The following is an 18,303-nucleotide window of genomic DNA, read 5'->3' as shown; positions in this document are numbered from 1 at the left end:
GCTGATCCGGAGGTGGTGCGGATCAATGCGGGCGGACCTCAGATGACGGTGGGCGGCATGGTGTGGGCGGCCGATCGGTCGTTCAGCGGCGGTAAGGCCTACAGCAACCCTAAAGTGACGGCGATCGCTGGGACGGTCAATGATGCGTTGTACCTGACCGAGCGGAGCGCGACGACGAATCGCGGGGCGTTCAACTATACGATTCCCGTCAGCCAGTCGGGAACGTTCACTGTCCGGCTGCATTTTGCGGAGATTTGGCATGGTGCCACCGGTGGCGGTCCGGGCGGTGTAGGTAAGCGGGTGTTTGACGTGAACCTCGAGGGCGGGCCGGTTGAACTCGATGACCTGGACCTTTTCGCTGAGGTGGGGGCGATGACCGCTACGGTAAAAACCCTCTCACAGACTGTGACGGACGGTGCTCTGACCCTTGACTTCACGGCGTCGGTCGATCAGCCGAAGATCTCGGCGATTGAAGTGGTCTACCCAACCGGCACCACCCCCCAACCAGCTGGCTGGTGGCCAGAAACATGGTCCGAACAACCTGACGCACCAACCGCCATCTTCGAAACAGCCGCTACGACGGTGGGCGGCAAGATCTACCGTTTCGGCGGGTTCGACGGGAACTTCGACGTGATCCGGGGGTACTCGAGCTACGAGCCGGCCACAGGTACCTGGGTCGATCTCGGAAACCTCCCCGAAGGGGCCGCGGAAAGCCATCAGGGCATTTCCAACGATGGGAGATTCATTTACTTGGGTGGCGGCTTCCGGGGGGACATTGACGTCAACCACAACCCCACTCAGGAAGTCAGCGATCGGGTTTATCGGTACGACCCGCAGAACAACAGTTGGATGATCCTCACCCATCTTCCACAGGCTCGGGGTGCAGGCGTCTTGGAAGCGTCTGCCGGAAAGCTCCATTACATCAGCGGAAATCCAGCCGACCGGGTCACGAATGTAGGCGATCACTTCGTTTACAACATGAGTACCGGGGCGTGGGCCACGGCAGCACCCCTCCCCAATCCCAAGGACCATATGAGCAGCGCGCTTATTGCGGGGAAGATCTACATTCTCGGTGGCGAACACGGCCACGATGTGCATCACGTGCAGCAAAAGGACGCGCACGTCTACGATCCGGGAACCGACAAGTGGACAAAACTTGCTGACCTGCCAACAGCGAAGAGCCATCTGGAGGCCGCAACGTTTGTCTCGGACGGTCGCATTGTTATGGCCGGAGGCCAGGTCGACGATTTTCAGCCCACCGGGCAGGTCACGGCCTACAACCCGACACAGAACTCCTGGTCGCTGTTATCTCCGCTGCCAGTGCCACTGCAGGGTGCAATCGTGCAACGGGTCGGCAACCAGTTTGTGATCGCGCTCGGAGGAGAGCAAACCTACCAACCACGGAAGAAGGTCTGGACCGGTACAGCGCCATAAACCTATCGGACCGGAAACTGCCCACGTGGTACATCCCAAGTATCAGAGTTATAAACCTGAGTATCCGCTACTGGTGATTACCCGCGGCCCTGAACGTAGCTTGAAGCAGTACAGGCACACCAGCAATCTCTGTGGTGTGGGGTCTTCAAGCAAGCGAAATCGAGGGACACCATGAGGGTGTTGATAACAGGTGGTGCAGGATTTCTCGGGTCACATCTCAGCTGGGCGTTGTTGATGCGCGGGGATTCAGTAGTCTGCGTCGACGACTTTTCGACGGGGCGGTTAAGCAATATTGCGCGACATGTGAAGCACCCGAACTTCACACTCGTGCACGGTGACGTCAGCAAAAGACTCTCCTGTCCGGGGAAGCTTGATGTCGTCGCGCATTTGGCAAGTCCGGCGTCGCCGCCCGACTACCACCGGTTGCCGCTGCAGACCCTCGCAGTCGGCAGCCGGGGAACCGAAAACGCCTTGCTGCTTGCCGAACGGAAATCGGCTCGCTTCCTTCTCACCTCAACCAGCGAGGTCTACGGCAACCCACTGATCCATCCACAGACTGAGCAATACTGTGGGAACGTCAACCCGGTCGGCCCAAGGAGTGTGTACGACGAGGCCAAACGCTTCAGCGAAGCACTGTCGATGGCTTACGCCCGTTCCCGCGGGGTGAACGTCGGGGTGGTGCGCATCTTCAACACGTTCGGCCCAGGCATGCGCGCGACAGATGGCCGGGTGGTCTCCAGCTTCATTGTGCAGGCGCTGAATGGTGCACCTTTGACGATATACGGTCAGGGAACCCAGACCCGGAGCTTCTGCTACGTGGACGATCTCATTCGTGGACTCATTCTGATGATTGACAGTTCGGAATCCGGCCCAGTCAATCTGGGAAATCCGGCGGAGAAGACGATCCTCGACCTGGCGACCACCATCCTTGACGTCACCGGCTCCAGCTCACCAATCGAGTTCCACCAGCTGCCAACTGATGATCCGTTGCAGAGATGTCCCGACATCACCTTGGCGACCAGGGTGCTGGGATGGCGTCCAGAAATGAGCACCTCTGACGGCATCGGACGGACTGTTGCCTATTTCAGTGCTCACCCTCATGAGGTCGCCGATGCGGCTGAAGCGCTAGCCGGGTCCCAGTTTGAAGGTACCAATCTCACCGCCACCTCGGTGGCCATTTCAGCCTGATCGATCCGCGCCCGATCGGTGGGGCGTTCGCATTGCCGAGCGGCTGGGGAAGCCGCAATGCTGCTCACAAAACGGAGGAAGAACAGTGGACATTTGGATAGGCGAACGGGTGCCAGCGGTACACCCACAGGGTGAGCCGTTGCATCCCATCAAGGTGCAGCCATGACCCGCACCGCGCTGGTGACGGGAGGGGCTGGTTTCATTGGCAGCCATTGCTGCCGCGACCTCCTCGATAGTGGCTTCGACGTGGTGGTGATCGACAACCTCATCAACAGCCACGAAGTGGTCATGGATCGGATCCGGCAGCTGGGAGGCGGGAACCTTTTCTTCCACACGGCGGATGTCTCCGACACGGCAGAGCTGGAGAGCATTTTCACAGCCCACCCCATCGATGTAGTCATCCACTTCGCCGCGCACAAAGCTGTGGGTGATTCTATGCAGCGGCCGATTGACTACTACCAGAACAATGTGTCGGGCCTGATTTCCCTGATCACTGTTGCCCACGCCGCAGGGATCCGGGACCTCGTCTTTTCTTCATCCTGCTCCATCTATGGAGATACCGACCTTGGGCCTATCACTGAAGAGTCGCCGGCCAGGCCCACCAACCCATATGCCCGAAGCAAGTGGATGTGCGAGCTGATCCTCGAAGATCTCTGTAACCGCTACGACGACTGGTCGGTCACAGCTCTCCGGTACTTCAACCCGGCGGGGGCTCATCCCTCGGGTGTTCTTGGCGAGGACCCGCTGGGAGTCCCCTCCAATATCTTTCCATTCCTGGCCCAGGTAGCAACGGGCCGACTATCCGAGGTGAAAATTCTGGGATCCGATTATCCGACCGCAGACGGCACCGCAGTCCGCGACTACATCCATGTCCTCGACGTCGTTGAAGGCCACCGGCTCGCCCTGGAGGAAAGGCGCAGACCGGGGTTTCGCCGGTACAACCTGGGAACCGGGACCGGGACCTCGGTCCTGGAACTGGTGAAAGAATTCGAACTCCAAAGCGGGCGACGGATTCCCTACCGATTCGTCGACCGCAGGCCAGGGGACGTCGCTGAGCTGGTGGCATCACCGGTACTGGCGGAAGAAGAGTTGGGCTGGCGTGCCAAACGTCCACTCAGTGAAATGTGTGCTGACATGTGGCGGTTCCAGGAGAAGAACCCCCACGGCTACGGGGAAAAGCTGTGACGGATTCAACGGCTACAACCACCCTCACGATCGCTGCTTCCGGTCCCACCTTTGGCAGACGCCGCGCCCCACTGCGATCCATGGAAGCCGGAGCCCATGTTGCAGCACTGCCACGAAGGGATGCCGCAGTGGTTGCAGCCCTGACCGTGTGCTGGGTCGCCGCTTTCGCCTCGTTCTGGGTGTGGTGGTTGCAGCCGGGGCATGTCGTCGGATGGTTCGGCCTGGTGATCAATTCCGTGCTGCTCTTCTACCTGACCTACCTGCCTACCTATTTCCTCATCCTCGCCAACCGGCTCAGGCGATTCCGGTCGGATCAGGAGGTACCGCCACTACGGATCGCCTTTATCGTGACGAAGGCGCCATCTGAGCCGTGGGACCTCGCGAGGGCCACGCTTCAGGCAATGCAGTCTCAGGACTTTCCGTACTCCTACGATGTGTGGTTGTGCGACGAGCGTCCCACCCCCGAGAGCATCCAATGGTGCACCGCCAACGGGGTACGGGTTTCCAGCCGCTTTGGAGTGGCCGACTATCACAATCCGGAATGGCCCCGCCGCACCAAATGCAAAGAAGGAAACCTCGCCTACTTCTATGACTGCTACGGGTACCGAAACTATGACGTGGTAGCCCAGCTCGATTGCGACCACGTCCCGGCGGTAACCTACCTGACGGAGATGGTCCGTCCTTTCGCAGACCCGGCCGTGGGGTACGTCGCCGCCCCGAGCATCAACGACTCAAATGCTGGCCAGTCCTGGTCAGCGCGGGGCAGGCTCCATCGCGAGGCAACCTTCCATGGACCGGTTCAGCTGGGACACTCGGATGGCCTCGCGCCATCGTGTATCGGATCCCACTACACAGTTCGAACAGCAGCCCTGCAGGAGATCGGGGGCATCGGACCGGAACTGGCCGAGGATTTCTCCACCTCGTTCCTGCTGACGTCAGCAGGGTGGAGATCTGTATTCGCCGAATCGGCCGAAGCGCATGGGGAGGGGCCGCGGACCTTCGCGGCGATGATCACCCAGGAGTTCCAATGGTCGCGGAGTCTGATGACGTTATTCCTTGACCTGGTCCCTTCGCATCTCGGCAGACTGCCGTGGGCCCTTCGTGCCCGGTTTCTTTTTGCCTTGTCCTACTATCCGCTGCTCTCGGCCACGACCGTGGCCGGGCTCGGCCTGCCGATGATTGCCGCGGTCACCGGTCTTCCCTGGGTCAACGTGAACTACTTCGAGTTCCTCGCCCGTTGGTTGGTTCTGGGCCTCTGCATGCTGGCCATCGTGTTCTTCCTGCGCCGGCGGGGGATGCTCCGCCCCGCGGATTCGCCACTCGTCAGCTGGGAAAACTGGATCTATTGCTTTGCCAGGTGGCCTTACATCGCTCTCGGTGTCTGGTCGGCCGTGGTCCAGAAGGTCCGGCCGCGGTCAATCACCTTCCGGGTGACACCGAAATCGGGCGAGGGGATGGAGCAAATCCGGCCGACATTGATCCTTCCCTATTGTCTGGTGGCTGCACTGTTCGCGGGAGCAGCGTTGGTGGGAGAGGCCACCACCAACGCGTACGGCTACATCTTTCTGTGCCTGGTGGGCGCGATCAGCTATGCGATCGTGGCGGTAGCCGTCCCGGTCCTCCATGCGCTCGAATCCGCCCGATCAGCAGCGGTGCCCTTTCTCGCGGCATTGCGAATGACCGCCGCGGAGTCGGTAGCCCTCGCCGTCGGGACCGCAGCACTGGTGTTGGTGGCGGTCATCCAATATCCTGCCTATCTAATGGCACTCATCGGATGAGTAACCGTGATGGTCGAGGAAAGCACTGAAATGGGCAGTTGGAACTGGTGGCGGCCATTCGTAGCCGTCGTACTCACCGTTGTGTCGGCAGGTTCGATCGTCTCGATCACCTGGGAGAAACCTGTGACTTCCGAACTTCGTATCGTCGGCGCCGACATGTCGTTTACCCTGCAGGAAGAAGCGGTCGGCAACCAGGTCAACGACAACGGGGAGGCGTTGCCGATCGAGCAGATCATGAGCAACAACGGAGTCAACTACTCCCGGATCCGTTTGTGGGTGGACCCCGAACCGGGAACCAGCGACCTTGCTGCGGCGCTCACCCTGGCCCAGCGGGCGACAGATGCTGGAATGGGAATCCTTCTCAATCTTCACTACTCCGACACCTGGGCAGACCAGAACGCCCAGAAGCTTCCGGCCGCCTGGGAAGACCTGGGCAAGGAGGAGCTGGAAAGCACTGTGCATGCGTATTCCAGGGACGTTGTGAGTGCCTTCGCTGAACAGGGCACCCCGGTAGGAATCGTCCAGGTGGGAAACGAGGTGTCTGACGGCATGCTGTGGTCGTGGGGCAAGACCCAGCTGTCGTGGGGAGAGTACTGGGAAGGGTTCGCCGACCTCTATCAGGCGGGGGTCGCCGGTGTGCTGGCCGGCAGCGGGGGCCAACCGCCGAAGATCATGATCCACACCCACGCAGCCGACGAGTCTGCCTCGGATTTCCTGGCTAAGGTCGAAGCGAACGGTATGCCATTCGACATTATCGGCGTCACCTATTACCCGTTCTGGAGCGGGTCCCTGGCCGGGTTCAGCAGAAGCCTCAACATCCTCGCGACACGCTTCAACAAGGACCTGATAGTCGCCGAGACAGGATACCCGTGGAGGCTGGACAGCGAACCAGGGTGCGACAGCGTGGTGAACAACGTCGCAGAGCTGCCGGATCGCCGTCGTTTCACTGCAACGCCTGAAGGTCAGGCGGCGTACTTCACCGAGTTGCGGAAGGTGATAGAGCAGGTTCCCGACAACCACGGCCTCGGCTATTTTGTGTGGGAACCGGGCTGGCTCCCGGGGGTACCCGCCGCGCCGGGTGTCTGTAACCGGTACGCGAATCTCACCATGTTCGATTGGGAGGGAAACGCGCTGCCAGCCATCGATTCGCTGAATCCGCCGGCCTCACCCCGGCCTACCCCCTAGGATCAGACGCGCGGGGGTTCGTCCGGCCGGGACGCGTGAGAGAATTACCGTACAGCCGTATGTCCTAATGGTCTTGTTGGGTGGGACGGCTGAGTGGTCGCCCTACCCAGCAGCAGAGGTACCGCGCTGACCTGTAAGGAGTCTGATTGTGAATCCCGTTGCTATCCCCTCGTCGCTCCAGCTGGTTGAGGGGCCGTTGACCGACACCGAGGTGAGGCGGATCCGCAACGATTTCCCCATTCTGGACACTCAGGTCAATTCTCGGCCACTGATCTACCTGGATACGGGTGCGACCTCGCAAAACCCGATCACCGTGCTCGAGGCTGAGCAGGAATTCTACGAGCAGCGCAATGCGGCGGTGCACAGGGGAGCCCACTCCCTCGCAGTTGACGCCACCGACGCCTTCGAGGCTGCCCGTGACACCATCGCCGCTTTCGTTGGCGCGGCGGTGGACGAGATCGTCTGGACCTCCAACGCCACGGAGGCCATCAACCTGGTGGCCTACTCTTTCTCGAACGCCTCGGCGGGCCGTGGCGGATCCGCGGCTTCGCGCTTCGTCATCGGTCCAGGCGACGAAATTGTTGTCACCGAGATGGAGCATCACGCCAACCTCATTCCGTGGCAGGAGTTGGCAGCCCGCACCGGTGCCACGCTCCGGTACATCCCGGTTGACGACGACGGCGCGCTTCGCCTGGACGAGGCGGCCACCATCATCAACCAGGCCACCGCAATCGTCGCCTTCACCCACGCCTCCAACGTGTTGGGCACCATCAACCCCGTCGCGGAGCTGGTGGCCCTGGCGCAGCAGCATGGGGCGATGACCGTCCTCGACGCGTGCCAGTCGGTGCCGCACCTGCCGGTCGACGTGCACGCGCTCGACATCGATTTCATGGCCTTCTCCGGGCACAAGATGCTGGGTCCCACCGGGATCGGCGCCCTCTACGGGCGAGCCGAACTGCTCAACGCGATGCCGCCCTTCCTGACCGGGGGATCCATGATCACCACGGTCACCATGGAACGGGCCGAATACCTTCCCGCACCTGCACGGTTCGAAGCCGGCACCCAGCGGATCTCCCAGGCCATCGCCCTGGCGGCGGCAGCGAACTACCTTACCGAAACTGGCATGCAGCGCATCCAACAATGGGAAGAGACACTCGGCAAACAACTGGTCGACGGACTGAGCCAGCTGCCCGGGATCAGGGTCCTCGGACCGGCCGCGGGTGTGCAACGGATTGGGTTGGCGGCGTTCGACGTCGACGGCGTCCACGCCCACGACGTCGGCCAGTACCTGGATCATCAGGGCATCGCCGTGCGGGTGGGGCACCACTGCGCCCAGCCGTTGCACCGTCGGCTCGGCCTGACCGCGACCACCCGCGCCAGCACCTACCTCTACAACACCAGCGATGAAGTGGATGCCTTCCTGGCAGCCGTCGCCGGTGTGCGCCCGTTCTTTGGAGTCAAATAATGTCCGATGACCTGCAGCAGCTCTATCAACAGATCATCCTTGATCATGCCAAGGAGCGGCACGGTGCCGGGCTGTTGGAGCACGACGGCGTCGGGACCCTCGGAGAGTCCCACCAGCTGAACCCGGTATGCGGAGATGAGATTACCCTGCGAGCCATCCTCGCGAACGGTGTGTTGACCAGCGTCAGTTGGGACGGCGCCGGCTGCGCCATCTCCATGTCCTCGGCCTCGGTCATGACCGATTTGATGCAGGGTCTGGGCCGCGACGAGGTGATGGATCTGGTGGACGAGTTCAGGACCGTCATGCGCTCGCGCGGACGGGTCACACCCAACGAGGAAGTGCTTGGGGACGCGGCAGCCCTCGCCGGAGTCTCCCGCTATCCGGCCCGCGTCAAGTGCGCGATGCTGGCCTGGGTGGCGCTCGAAGAGGCGCTGCTCGCAGCGAACCGGTAACGGCTACTGGCGGTTCCGGTCCTCGAACAGGTCGGGGACGCCGTCGTCGTTGGCGTCGATTTGTTCGGCTTCCACGACCCGGCGGTAGTGCTTGTTCCGGCTGCGAAGGATCACCGAGGCGGCCAGCGCAGCAATCACCGAGGCGCCCAGGATGGCCACCTTCGCGTGATCGTTGTGCTCTGATCCCTGCTCGAAGCTCAGGTCGTTGACCAGGAGCGACACCGTGAAGCCCACCCCAGCGAGCAACCCGACGCCGAGCAGGTCAATCCACCGCAGGTCGGGGTCGAGGTTCGCCCGGGTGGTTTTGGTCAGGGCGAACGTGGTCAACAGGATGCCGACCGGTTTACCCAGCACCAGCCCGGCAACGATCCCCAGCGTCACCGTGTCCCCGATCGCTGACATCAACCCTTCGGGCCCTCCGACGGCGACTCCGGCAGAGAAGAAAGCGAATACGGGCACCGCAAAGCCGGTGGACAGTGGACGGAACCGGTGTTCAAAAATCTCCGCGAGCCCAGGTTTGTTGGGGCGCGGCAGTTTGATGGTGCCGTCCTTGGTCTTACGCAGCACTGGAACCAGGAACCCCAGCAGGACGCCGGCAACGGTCGCATGGACTCCGGAGGCATGCATCAGGATCCACGTTGCCACACCGATCGGCAGGAGGATCAGCCAGGCGGCGGGGGTGTGTCGGCCGAAATACTTGGGGTTCTTCTGGGCCAGGAAACCAAACAGGGCCAGCGGGACCAGCATGAACAGCAGGTAGGTGAACTCCACGTCGTCTGAGTAGAAGAACGCAATAATCCCGATCGCCATCAGGTCATCGACCACGGCGAGGGTAAGCAGAAAGACCCGCAACGCACTGGGGAGGTGGGAACTGATTACCGCCAGCACCGCCAGGGCGAACGCAATATCGGTGGCCGTGGGGATAGCCCACCCCCTGAGCGACTCGGGGGAGGACAGGTTGATCGCCACGTAGAAGAGGGCCGGTACCAGGACGCCACCGGCAGCGGCGGTCACCGGAACCACGGCCCGGCTGAACTTTCTGAGGTCTCCCGCGACAAACTCGCGCTTAAGCTCGAGACCCACCAGAAAGAAGAAGATCGCGAGTAGACCGTCTGCGGCCCACGCGCCAACGCTCAGCCGAAGGTGCCACGGCTCATAGCCGAACTCGAAGTCCCGGATTGCGAAGTAGCTGGCTGATGCTGGGGAGTTGGCCCAGACCAGTGCCACGACTGCTGCAATGAGCAACAGGATGCCGCCAACGGTTTCCTTGCGGAGAATCTCACTGATGCGCTGGTACTCGGGATAGCTCGACCGCCCGAGGACCTGTTTGGGGGGTTGAGGTTCCTGGTTATTGCTCACTTTTCGACCTATCCAACTGCTTAGCTAACCAGGGTGCGGATGCCGATCACCAGGGTGGCAAGGCCCAGGATCATTGAGGTGCTGATCAGCATGAAATGGACCTTGAGGAAACGGGTCGGGGCTCCCCGCTCGTCTTTCGAACGGGGGTCCTTGAAGATTCGCCGGAGGAAGGGTGGCCAGACGATCAAGGTCCAGACGCCGCTAAGAATGAGAATCAGGGCTAAAGGGGTGGGGAGTGACACGGGTTTTTCCTTCTCTGCCTAGCGGCGTTCAAGCCATTTGCTGGCTTCGGAGGCCTGAAGGTTAAGGGCTTTACCGATCATCGGCTCTGCCGCCGAGGCGATCTTCGCTCCCATGAATGGAATCGAAGAGCTCACGGTGCCGGTCAGCTCCACCCGGGTGGCCGCGTCGACGGCGACGAGGCGCTGCTCGGCGTCGACGGTGAGCGGAACGCCGGCGACGGTCATGGTGATCTTGGCAACACGTGACCCATCGGGCAGGGGCGCTGCCCACTGTTCGGTCTGCGTGACGGTAAGGCTGTCGCCGACAAACTTACGCGCCATCTCCGGGAGCCGCTTCGTGGGGAGGGTGCGGACAGCGGTCAGGGTGAAGGCAGCCGCTGTGTCACCGTCGACCGTCACTGATTTCAGGGTGCCGCCGACGTGCTCGCTGACATGCTTCAGGAAGGCCTCGTCGGTGAAGACTCCGGTCACTGTGGCAGCGTCGTAGGGCAGGGTGGTTGAGGCGTTCAGTGCCAAGGATCCTCCGAAGTTGAAAGGCGTTTTGCGTCCCACCTATCCTAAGGCCTGATCGGGCGCCACGGTCGGCCCGCAGGGTAGGCTTGGGGTATCCCCGGAATTCGACAGAATTTCGGGCTTTTGTGCTGGGTAGGACCGACCTGGGAGTCCCCAGCACCTGAAACTTTATGACCGAATATTTGCTGGAACTGACGGATCCTGTAGGAGAACCTTTGAGCCTGAACGGACTGCGCGCCGCACTGATCGAGGACACGTCCTTCGCCCGGGTGCGGATGAACGCATCACACGGCAGCAGCGAGCGAAACACCGACCTGCAGATCGGTGCGCCCGCAGGGCTGCGGGCTGCCCTCCTCGCCGAGATGGTGGATGGACTCGAGGCGTCGGTTGACTCCAGGCCAGCCGGCGACGACGCCCGGTCACCAGTGGTCCTGGCAGTGACAGCGACCGGCCGGGAAGCGGAGGACCTGGCGGCCGCGCTCAGGAGCTACCTGCCGGCGTCGGACATTGAGGAGTTCCCCAGTTGGGAAACCCTGCCGCATGAACGGTTGTCACCCCGATCCGACACCGTTGGTCGTCGACTCTCGGTGCTGCGCCGCCTCGCCCATCCCGAGGGTCAACCCGTACGGATCATGGTCGCTCCCATCCGGGCTGTGGTGCAGCCACTGGTCGCTGGTCTCGGCGAACTGTTGCCCGTCACCCTGACCGTCGGACAGGACGCGGCGTTCACCGACGTGGTCAGGGCGCTCTCCGACGCAGCCTATGCCCGGGTGGACATGGTCACCCACCGCGGCGAGTTCGCCGTCCGCGGCGGCATCATCGATGTGTTCCCGCCCACCGAGGACCACCCCATCCGGGTCGAGTTCTTCGGCGACGAGGTGGAGGCGATGCGCTGGTTCGCCGTCGCCGACCAGCGGTCACTGGTGCGGGAGGAAGACGGCAGCCCGGCCGCGTTGTTCGCGCCGCCCTGCCGCGAAATCCTCATCACCCCATCGGTGATGTCCCGGGCCGCCCTCCTGAAGCCCGATCTGCCGGCGGCGGCAGCCATGCTGGAAAAAATTGCCGGCGGAATTGCGGTCGAAGGGATGGAATCCCTGGCACCGGTCCTGGTGGACTCAATGGTGCCGCTGGTAGGCGAACTCCCGGCCGGGTCGATCGCCGTCGTGATCGAACCGGAAAAGGTGCGCACCCGCGCCCACGATCTCGCTGCGACCAATGAGGAGTTCCTTGAGGCGGCCTGGGCAACAGCGTCCGACGGCGGCGCCGCGCCGCTGGACCTGGGCGGCACCCTGGGGGCCGACCTCCAGACCGCCAGCTTCAGGTCGCTGACCGACACCCGGTCGGCGGCCCTGGCCAACGCCGTCGCCTGGTGGTCCATCACATCCTTCGGTTCCGACGATTCGCTGCAGGAGTTGTTGCCCGAAATTGACACGTTCACCGTGCACGCACGCGAGCCACGCGGCTACCAGGGCGATGTGGCGGAAATGATGGACTTCCTCGGCAAACGGGTCAGAGACCAGTGGCGGGTGGTGGTCGCCACCGAGGGCCCCGGTCCCGCCGCACGGCTGGCCGAACTGTTCCATGACCATGACATCCCGGCGGCCCGGGTGGACTCGCTCGATTCGCCGCCGCAGCCAGGCATCATCGAGATCACCACAGCCTCCGCCGGCCGCGGCTTCGTGCTGGACTCGCTCAAGCTCGGACTGCTGACCGAGGCGGACCTGTTGGGCAGGACCACCGCGTCCGGCACCCGTGACATGCGCAAGATGCCGTCGAAACGCCGCAACGCCGTCGACCCCCTGCAGCTGCGCGAGGGCGACTACGTGGTGCACGAACAGCACGGCGTCGCCCGATTCGTTGAACTCCTGCAGCGCGCCACCGGCGCCGGCCCCACGAAGACCATCCGCGAGTACCTGCTGCTCGAATACGCGCCGTCCAAACGTGGTGCCCCCGGGGACCGGCTGTTTGTCCCCACCGACCAGCTGGACCAGGTGACCCGGTACGTGGGCGGCGACGCCCCGGCGCTCAGCAAGATGGGTGGCTCCGACTGGGCCAGCACCAAGTCCAAGGCCCGGAAGGCGGTCAAGGAGATCGCCGGGGAGCTGATCCGGCTGTACTCGGCGCGGATGGCATCGCGCGGCTTCGCCTTTTCCACCGACACCCCGTGGCAGCGCGAGCTTGAAGAAGCCTTCCCGTACATCGAAACCCCGGACCAGCTGACCACCATCAACGAGGTCAAGGCCGACATGGAACGCGAAGTGCCGATGGACCGTCTGGTCTCCGGCGACGTCGGCTACGGGAAAACCGAGATCGCCGTGCGGGCCGCGTTCAAAGCCGTCCAGGACGGCAAGCAGGTGGCGGTCCTGGTGCCCACCACGCTGCTGGTGCAGCAGCACAACGAAACCTTCTCCGAACGGTTCTCAGGCTTCCCGGTGCGGGTCAAACCACTGTCCCGGTTTCAGAGTGCCAAGGAATCCAGGGAAACGGTTGAGGGGATCGGCACGGGCGCCGTCGACGTCGTCATCGGCACCCACCGGCTGCTCTCGGACCAGGTGCGGTTCAAGGACCTGGGCCTGGTGATCGTTGACGAGGAGCAGCGCTTTGGCGTGGAGCACAAGGAAGCGCTGAAGAAAATGCGCACCAACGTGGACGTCCTCGCCATGAGTGCGACGCCGATCCCCAGGACGCTCGAAATGTCGCTGACCGGCATCCGGGAAACATCCACCCTCGCCACCCCGCCGGAGGAACGCCACCCGGTACTCACCTATGTGGGCCCCTACACCGACAAGCAGACGTCGGCGGCGGTGCGCCGTGAGCTGATGCGCGAAGGCCAGGTGTTCTTCGTCCACAACCGGGTGTCCTCAATCGACCGGACCGCAGCGCACCTGAAAGAGCTGGTGCCGGAGGCCCGCGTCGCCGTCGCGCACGGCCAGATGAGCGAATCCCGCCTGGAACAAATCATTGTCGACTTCTGGGAGAAACGCTTCGACGTTCTGGTGTGCACCACCATCATTGAGACCGGCCTGGACATCTCCAACGCGAACACGCTGATTGTGGACCGGGCCGACAACTACGGCCTGTCCCAGTTGCACCAGCTCCGCGGCAGGGTGGGGCGCGGCCGGGAGCGGGCCTACGCCTACTTCCTTTACCCGTCAGAGAAGCCGCTCGGCGAGGTGGCTCTGGAGCGGTTGAAGGCCGTCGCGTCGCACAACGAACTCGGTGCCGGCATGCAGCTGGCCATGAAAGACCTCGAGATCCGCGGTGCTGGCAACATGCTCGGCGGCGAACAGTCCGGCCACATCCAGGGTGTTGGCTTCGATCTGTACATCAGGCTGGTCGGGGAGGCGGTTGCGGACTTCCGCGGTGAAGCCGAAGAGAAGACGGCCGAGATGAAGATCGAGCTGCCCGTCAACGCCCACCTGCCCCACGACTACGTGCCGGGGGAGCGGCTGCGCCTGGAGGCCTACCGCAAGCTGGCTTCCGCTGTGACGGACGAGGCAATCGACGGGGTGGTGGAGGAACTCAACGACAGATACGGGGAGCCGCCCGCCCCGGTGGTCAACCTCATTGCGGTGGCCCGGTTCCGGGTGGCGGCGCGTGCCGCGGGCCTGACCGATGTGGCGCTGCAGGGGAACTTCATCAAGTTCGCCCCGGCCGTCCTGCCGGAATCGAAGGAGATGCGGCTCAAGCGCATGTATCCGGGGGCCTCGCTGAAACCGGCGCTGAACGCCGCGCTGATTCCGAAACCCAAATCCTCACCGGTGGGCGGGCGGGACCTCGCCGACGCCGACATCCTCACCTGGGCCCAGAATGTGGTGGACGCGATCTTCACCGATTAGGCGTACCAGCGGGAAGGCCGGCGACCAGGCTGGCGACCAAGCTGGCGACCAAGGCTGGCGGGCATCGCCGCGGACAGGGCGCGGTGGTAAAGTCGGACGCGACCATACGGGTATGACCTCCTGTCCCACAGCCCCGGGAAACCAGCCGTCAGCAGCGCTGCTGCGGGGACGATCTTCGCTGAGGGAACCGTCCCGCCATGGCACCGAATCAAAGTACGGAGAACACTCAACGATGGAAACTACTGCCACCGGGAGCACCGCGATCGCTCCCGCGTCACGTGCATTGGAAGTGATCGGCGGGGACCTGACGGAGAAGAGCCTGCGACGCTATCTGGAGGGCATTGCCGGCGTTGACGCGGTGGGCCTGGAAGCGCGCGCGGCGGCCCTCGGGACCCGGTCAATCAAGACGACGTCCAAGGCCTGGGCCCTGGACAAGATCATTTCCCTGATCGACCTGACCACTCTCGAAGGGTCAGACACCCCTGGCAAGGTCAGGTCGCTCGTCGCGAAGGCGTTGGTGCCCGACGCCGGCGATCTCTCCACCCCGCGGGTGGCCGCGGTGTGTGTGTATGGCGACATGGTGCCGTACGCGGTCGAGGCGCTGGGGAGGGCCCACGACGCCGACGCCCCGGGCCGTATCAATGTGGCTGCTGTTGCCACGGCATTCCCGTCCGGGCGCGCGTCTCGTTCGGTGAAGCTCTCGGACACCGCCGACGCTGTCGCGGCGGGTGCGGACGAGATCGACATGGTCATTGACCGTGGCGCGTTCCTGTCGGGCCGGTATGGTCTGGTCTTCGACGAGATCGTTGCGGTGAAGGAGGCCTGCCGCCGCCCGGATGGTTCGTACGCACATCTGAAGGTGATCCTGGAAACCGGTGAGCTGAATACGTACGACAACATCCGGCGTGCCTCGTGGCTGTCCATCCTGGCCGGCGGGGACTTCATCAAGACTTCCACCGGCAAGGTGGCCCCCGCGGCGACCCTCCCGGTGACGCTGTCCATGCTTGAAGTGGTCCGGGACTGGCACCGGCTGACCGGCGAAAAGATCGGGGTGAAGCCGGCCGGCGGGATCCGCACGTCCAAGGACGCCATCAAGTACCTGGTCACCGTCGCCGAGACCGTTGGAGAGGAATGGCTGGAGCCGGACCTGTTCCGCTTCGGCGCCTCAAGCCTGCTCAATGACGTGCTCCTGCAGCGTCAGAAGCTCACCAGCGGCAGCTACTCCGGCCCTGCCTACGTCACGATCGACTAAGGACTACCCATGACTTTTCTAGAGTACGCACCGGCCCCGGAGTCCACATCCATCCTGGACCTCAAGAGCGAGTACGGTCTGTTCATCAACGGTGAGTTCGTCCCCGGCAACGGTGAGTCCTTCACCACGATCTCCCCGGCCACCGAGCAGAAGATCACCACCATCTCGTGCGCCAGCGAGGCCGACGTCGATACCGCCGTCGCTGCCGCCCGGCGGGCCTACGAGAAGACATGGTCGAAGCTCTCCGGCGCCGACCGGGGCAAGTACCTGTTCCGTATTGCCCGGCTGGTGCAGGAACGTTCCCGTGAACTGGCCGTCGCCGAAACCCTTGACAACGGCAAGCCGATCAAGGAAAGCCGCGACGTCGACGTTCCCCTGGTGGCCGCGTGGTTCTTCTACTATGCGGGCTGGGCCGACAAGCTCGACCATGCAGGGCTGGGCCCGAACCCGCGTTCGCTGGGTGTGGCAGCCCAGGTGATCCCGTGGAACTTCCCGCTTCTGATGCTGGCATGGAAGATTGCCCCGGCCCTGGCCGCCGGCAACACCGTGGTCCTCAAACCCGCCGAGACCACGTCCCTGACTGCCATGCTGTTCGCCGAAATCCTGCAGCAAGCCGACCTGCCGGCAGGCGTGGTCAACATTGTTACCGGCGCGGGGGCCACCGGCTCGGCCCTGGTGAACCATCCGGACGTCAACAAGGTGGCGTTCACGGGGTCCACCGCCGTCGGCCGGTCCATTGCCCGTTCGACTGCCGGGAGCGGCAAGAAGCTCACCCTCGAACTCGGCGGCAAGGGCGCGAACATCGTGTTCGATGACGCCCCGATCGACCAGGCCATCGAAGGCATCGTCAACGGGATCTTCTTCAACCAGGGGCAGGTCTGCTGCGCCGGATCACGCCTGCTGGTGCAGGAATCGGTGCATGACGAAGTCGTCGAACGTCTCAAGGAGCGCTTGTCCACCCTGCGGGTAGGGGATCCGCTGGATAAGAACACTGACATTGGTGCCATTAACTCGGCGTCCCAGCTGGGCCGGATGCGTGAGCTCTCCGACATCGGCGAGCAGGAGGGCGCCACCCGGTGGAGCCCGGCGAGTAACCTGCCGCAGCAGGGCTTCTGGTTCCCGCCCACAATTTTCACGAACGTGTCCACCAGCCACCGCATTGCCCGGGACGAGATCTTCGGACCAGTGCTCTCGGTCCTGACGTTCCGCACCCCCGCGGAGGCGATCGCCAAGGCCAACAACACCCCGTACGGTCTCTCCGCAGGGATCTGGTCGGACAAGGGCAGCCGGGTCCTCGCGGTCGCCGACAAGTTGCGTGCCGGGGTGGTCTGGGCCAACACGTTCAACAAGTTCGACCCCGCGTCGCCGTTCGGCGGCTACAAGGAATCCGGGTACGGCAGGGAAGGCGGCCGCCACGGACTCGGCGCCTATCTGGCCCCCGCGGCTGGGCCCAAGTCATCGGTCGTCTCAGCCATCATGAACAAGACCCCCCTGGGAGGCTCCAAATGAGCGCTGCACGGCTAGGCGTACCCAAGACATACAAGCTTTACATTGGCGGCAAGTTCGTCCGCAGCGAATCGGGTCGGGTGTATGAGGTAGCAACCAGGAAGGGTGGCCCCATGTTGAACACGGTCAACGCCGCCAAGGGATCACGCAAGGACGCGCGCGACGCCGTCACCGCCGCCCGCGCTGCCGTGAGCGGCTGGGCCGGAACCTCCGGGTACAACCGCGGCCAGGTGCTGTACCGGATCGCGGAGGTCCTGGACGGGCGCCGGGCGCAATTCGCCGAGGAAATCGCCGCATCCGAAGGGGTCTCCGATACGGCGGCGGCCGCCCAGGTCGACGAAGCCATCGACCTGTGGGTCTGGTACGCCGGCTGGGCCGACAAATACGTGCAGGTGGCAGGTAATGCGAACCCGGTGTCGGGCCCGTACTTCAACCTGTCCACTCCCGAGCCCACCGGCGTCGTCGCGGTCATCGCACCGCAGGGCGTTGGCTCGCTGCTCGGGTTTGTCCGCGCCGTCGCGCCGGTGCTGGTCAGCGGGAACACCGTGGTGGTACTGGGCAACGAGCGTGCACCGCTGGCGGCCCTGAGCCTCGGGGAAGTCCTTGCCACCTCCGACGTGCCCGCCGGCGTCGTGAACATCCTCAGCGGTTCCCCCGCCGAGATCGCCCCCTGGCTGGCCTCCCATGCCGACGTCAACGCCCTGGACCTGCTCGGTGCCGAGAACCTGGACTGGGTGGACCTGCAGATCGCCGCGGCCGAAACCCTGAAACGGGTGCTCCCACCCGAGACCGGGCCCGAAGCCGGAGCCCCCTCGATCGACCGGATCACGTTCTTCACCGAAACGAAGACCGTCTGGCACACCAAGGGTCTGCTCTAGCCGTCCCACCGCACAAAAAAGTGGCGG

Annotated in this window: 14 protein-coding genes; 11 read left to right on the top strand and 3 right to left on the bottom strand. The window is 63.6% G+C overall.

Annotated elements, in window-relative coordinates:
* From B384_RS19785 to sufU, 7 genes are all read left to right on the top strand, one after another.
* Positions 1 to 1,434, top strand: a 1,434-nt coding sequence (locus B384_RS19785; RefSeq protein WP_019483614.1) for a malectin domain-containing carbohydrate-binding protein, incomplete at its 5' end; no start/stop codon positions are given.
* Between the two features lie 171 nt (positions 1,435 to 1,605).
* Positions 1,606 to 2,622: a UDP-glucuronic acid decarboxylase family protein gene (locus B384_RS0113400; RefSeq protein WP_083850942.1), complete on the top strand. Its 1,017-nt coding sequence runs from the start codon at positions 1,606 to 1,608 to the stop codon at positions 2,620 to 2,622.
* 162 nt (positions 2,623 to 2,784) lie between these two features.
* Positions 2,785 to 3,807, top strand: coding sequence for a UDP-glucose 4-epimerase GalE (gene galE, locus B384_RS0113395; protein WP_019483612.1), 1,023 nt, complete (start codon positions 2,785 to 2,787; stop codon positions 3,805 to 3,807).
* Positions 3,804 to 5,585 (top strand): glycosyltransferase family 2 protein, encoded by a 1,782-nt coding sequence (locus tag B384_RS0113390; RefSeq protein ID WP_019483611.1) that lies wholly within the window; start codon positions 3,804 to 3,806, stop codon positions 5,583 to 5,585. Before galE ends, B384_RS0113390 begins: the two co-directional genes overlap by 4 nt.
* A 30-nt stretch (positions 5,586 to 5,615) precedes the next feature.
* Positions 5,616 to 6,770 carry a glycoside hydrolase family 53 protein gene (locus B384_RS18910; RefSeq protein ID WP_237715315.1) on the top strand — a complete coding sequence of 385 codons (1,155 nt, stop codon included), beginning with the start codon at positions 5,616 to 5,618 and terminating at the stop codon, positions 6,768 to 6,770.
* A gap of 148 nt (positions 6,771 to 6,918) precedes the next feature.
* Positions 6,919 to 8,235 carry a SufS family cysteine desulfurase gene (locus B384_RS0113380; RefSeq protein WP_019483609.1) on the top strand — a complete coding sequence of 439 codons (1,317 nt, stop codon included), beginning with the start codon at positions 6,919 to 6,921 and terminating at the stop codon, positions 8,233 to 8,235.
* Entirely contained in the window at positions 8,235 to 8,687 is a 453-nt protein-coding gene (sufU, locus tag B384_RS0113375; protein ID WP_019483608.1) for a Fe-S cluster assembly sulfur transfer protein SufU, read from the top strand. Before B384_RS0113380 ends, sufU begins: the two co-directional genes overlap by 1 nt.
* Positions 8,688 to 8,690: 3 nt before the next feature.
* Here the strand turns inward: sufU and nhaA are convergent, their stop codons facing one another.
* From nhaA to B384_RS0113360, 3 genes are read right to left on the bottom strand one after another with little or no spacing between them, the layout of a single operon-like run.
* Positions 8,691 to 10,046, bottom strand: a complete 1,356-nt coding sequence (gene nhaA, locus B384_RS0113370) for a Na+/H+ antiporter NhaA (protein WP_019483607.1) — start codon at positions 10,044 to 10,046, stop codon at positions 8,691 to 8,693.
* 20 nt (positions 10,047 to 10,066) lie between these two features.
* Complete coding sequence (locus B384_RS0113365; RefSeq protein ID WP_019483606.1) at positions 10,067 to 10,288, bottom strand: SCO4848 family membrane protein; 222 nt, start codon at positions 10,286 to 10,288, stop codon at positions 10,067 to 10,069.
* A gap of 18 nt (positions 10,289 to 10,306) precedes the next feature.
* The gene (locus B384_RS0113360; protein ID WP_024477523.1) at positions 10,307 to 10,804 is read right to left on the bottom strand and encodes a DUF2505 domain-containing protein; all 498 of its coding nucleotides are present in this window, start codon (positions 10,802 to 10,804) and stop codon (positions 10,307 to 10,309) included.
* A gap of 167 nt (positions 10,805 to 10,971) precedes the next feature.
* On the opposite strand from B384_RS0113360, the gene mfd reads away from it, so the two are divergent.
* From mfd to B384_RS0113340, 4 genes are all read left to right on the top strand, one after another.
* Positions 10,972 to 14,640 carry a transcription-repair coupling factor gene (mfd, locus tag B384_RS0113355; protein ID WP_019483604.1) on the top strand — a complete coding sequence of 1,223 codons (3,669 nt, stop codon included), beginning with the start codon at positions 10,972 to 10,974 and terminating at the stop codon, positions 14,638 to 14,640.
* Positions 14,641 to 14,872: 232 nt separating this feature from the next.
* Complete coding sequence (gene deoC, locus B384_RS0113350) at positions 14,873 to 15,892, top strand: deoxyribose-phosphate aldolase (RefSeq protein WP_019483603.1); 1,020 nt, start codon at positions 14,873 to 14,875, stop codon at positions 15,890 to 15,892.
* Positions 15,893 to 15,901: 9 nt separating this feature from the next.
* Complete coding sequence (locus B384_RS0113345) at positions 15,902 to 17,401, top strand: aldehyde dehydrogenase family protein (protein WP_019483602.1); 1,500 nt, start codon at positions 15,902 to 15,904, stop codon at positions 17,399 to 17,401.
* On the top strand, positions 17,398 to 18,276 hold the full coding sequence (locus B384_RS0113340) for an aldehyde dehydrogenase family protein (RefSeq protein WP_019483601.1): 879 nt from the start codon (positions 17,398 to 17,400) through the stop codon (positions 18,274 to 18,276). The genes B384_RS0113345 and B384_RS0113340 overlap by 4 nt, the downstream gene beginning before the upstream one ends.
* The last annotated feature ends 27 nt before the right edge of the window (positions 18,277 to 18,303 follow it).

Origin of the sequence: Arthrobacter sp. TB 23 (assembly GCF_000294595.1) — a bacterium.
Lineage (GTDB): Bacteria > Actinomycetota > Actinomycetes > Actinomycetales > Micrococcaceae > Arthrobacter_D.
The sequence above is the reverse complement of the archived record's forward strand: the minus strand, read 5'-3'. Positions and strand labels throughout refer to the sequence as shown.

Excerpts from the sequence above, each read along its gene's own strand:
- B384_RS0113400 (WP_083850942.1), top strand. The coding sequence starts at position 1,606 with ATGAGGGTGTTGATAACAGGTGGTGCAGGATTTCTCGGGTCACATCTC.
- galE (WP_019483612.1), top strand. The coding sequence starts at position 2,785 with ATGACCCGCACCGCGCTGGTGACGGGAGGGGCTGGTTTCATTGGCAGC.
- B384_RS18910 (WP_237715315.1), top strand. The coding sequence starts at position 5,616 with ATGGGCAGTTGGAACTGGTGGCGGCCATTCGTAGCCGTCGTACTCACC.
- sufU (WP_019483608.1), top strand. The coding sequence starts at position 8,235 with ATGTCCGATGACCTGCAGCAGCTCTATCAACAGATCATCCTTGATCAT.
- mfd (WP_019483604.1), top strand. The coding sequence starts at position 10,972 with ATGACCGAATATTTGCTGGAACTGACGGATCCTGTAGGAGAACCTTTG.
- deoC (WP_019483603.1), top strand. The coding sequence starts at position 14,873 with ATGGAAACTACTGCCACCGGGAGCACCGCGATCGCTCCCGCGTCACGT.
- B384_RS0113345 (WP_019483602.1), top strand. The coding sequence starts at position 15,902 with ATGACTTTTCTAGAGTACGCACCGGCCCCGGAGTCCACATCCATCCTG.
- B384_RS0113340 (WP_019483601.1), top strand. The coding sequence starts at position 17,398 with ATGAGCGCTGCACGGCTAGGCGTACCCAAGACATACAAGCTTTACATT.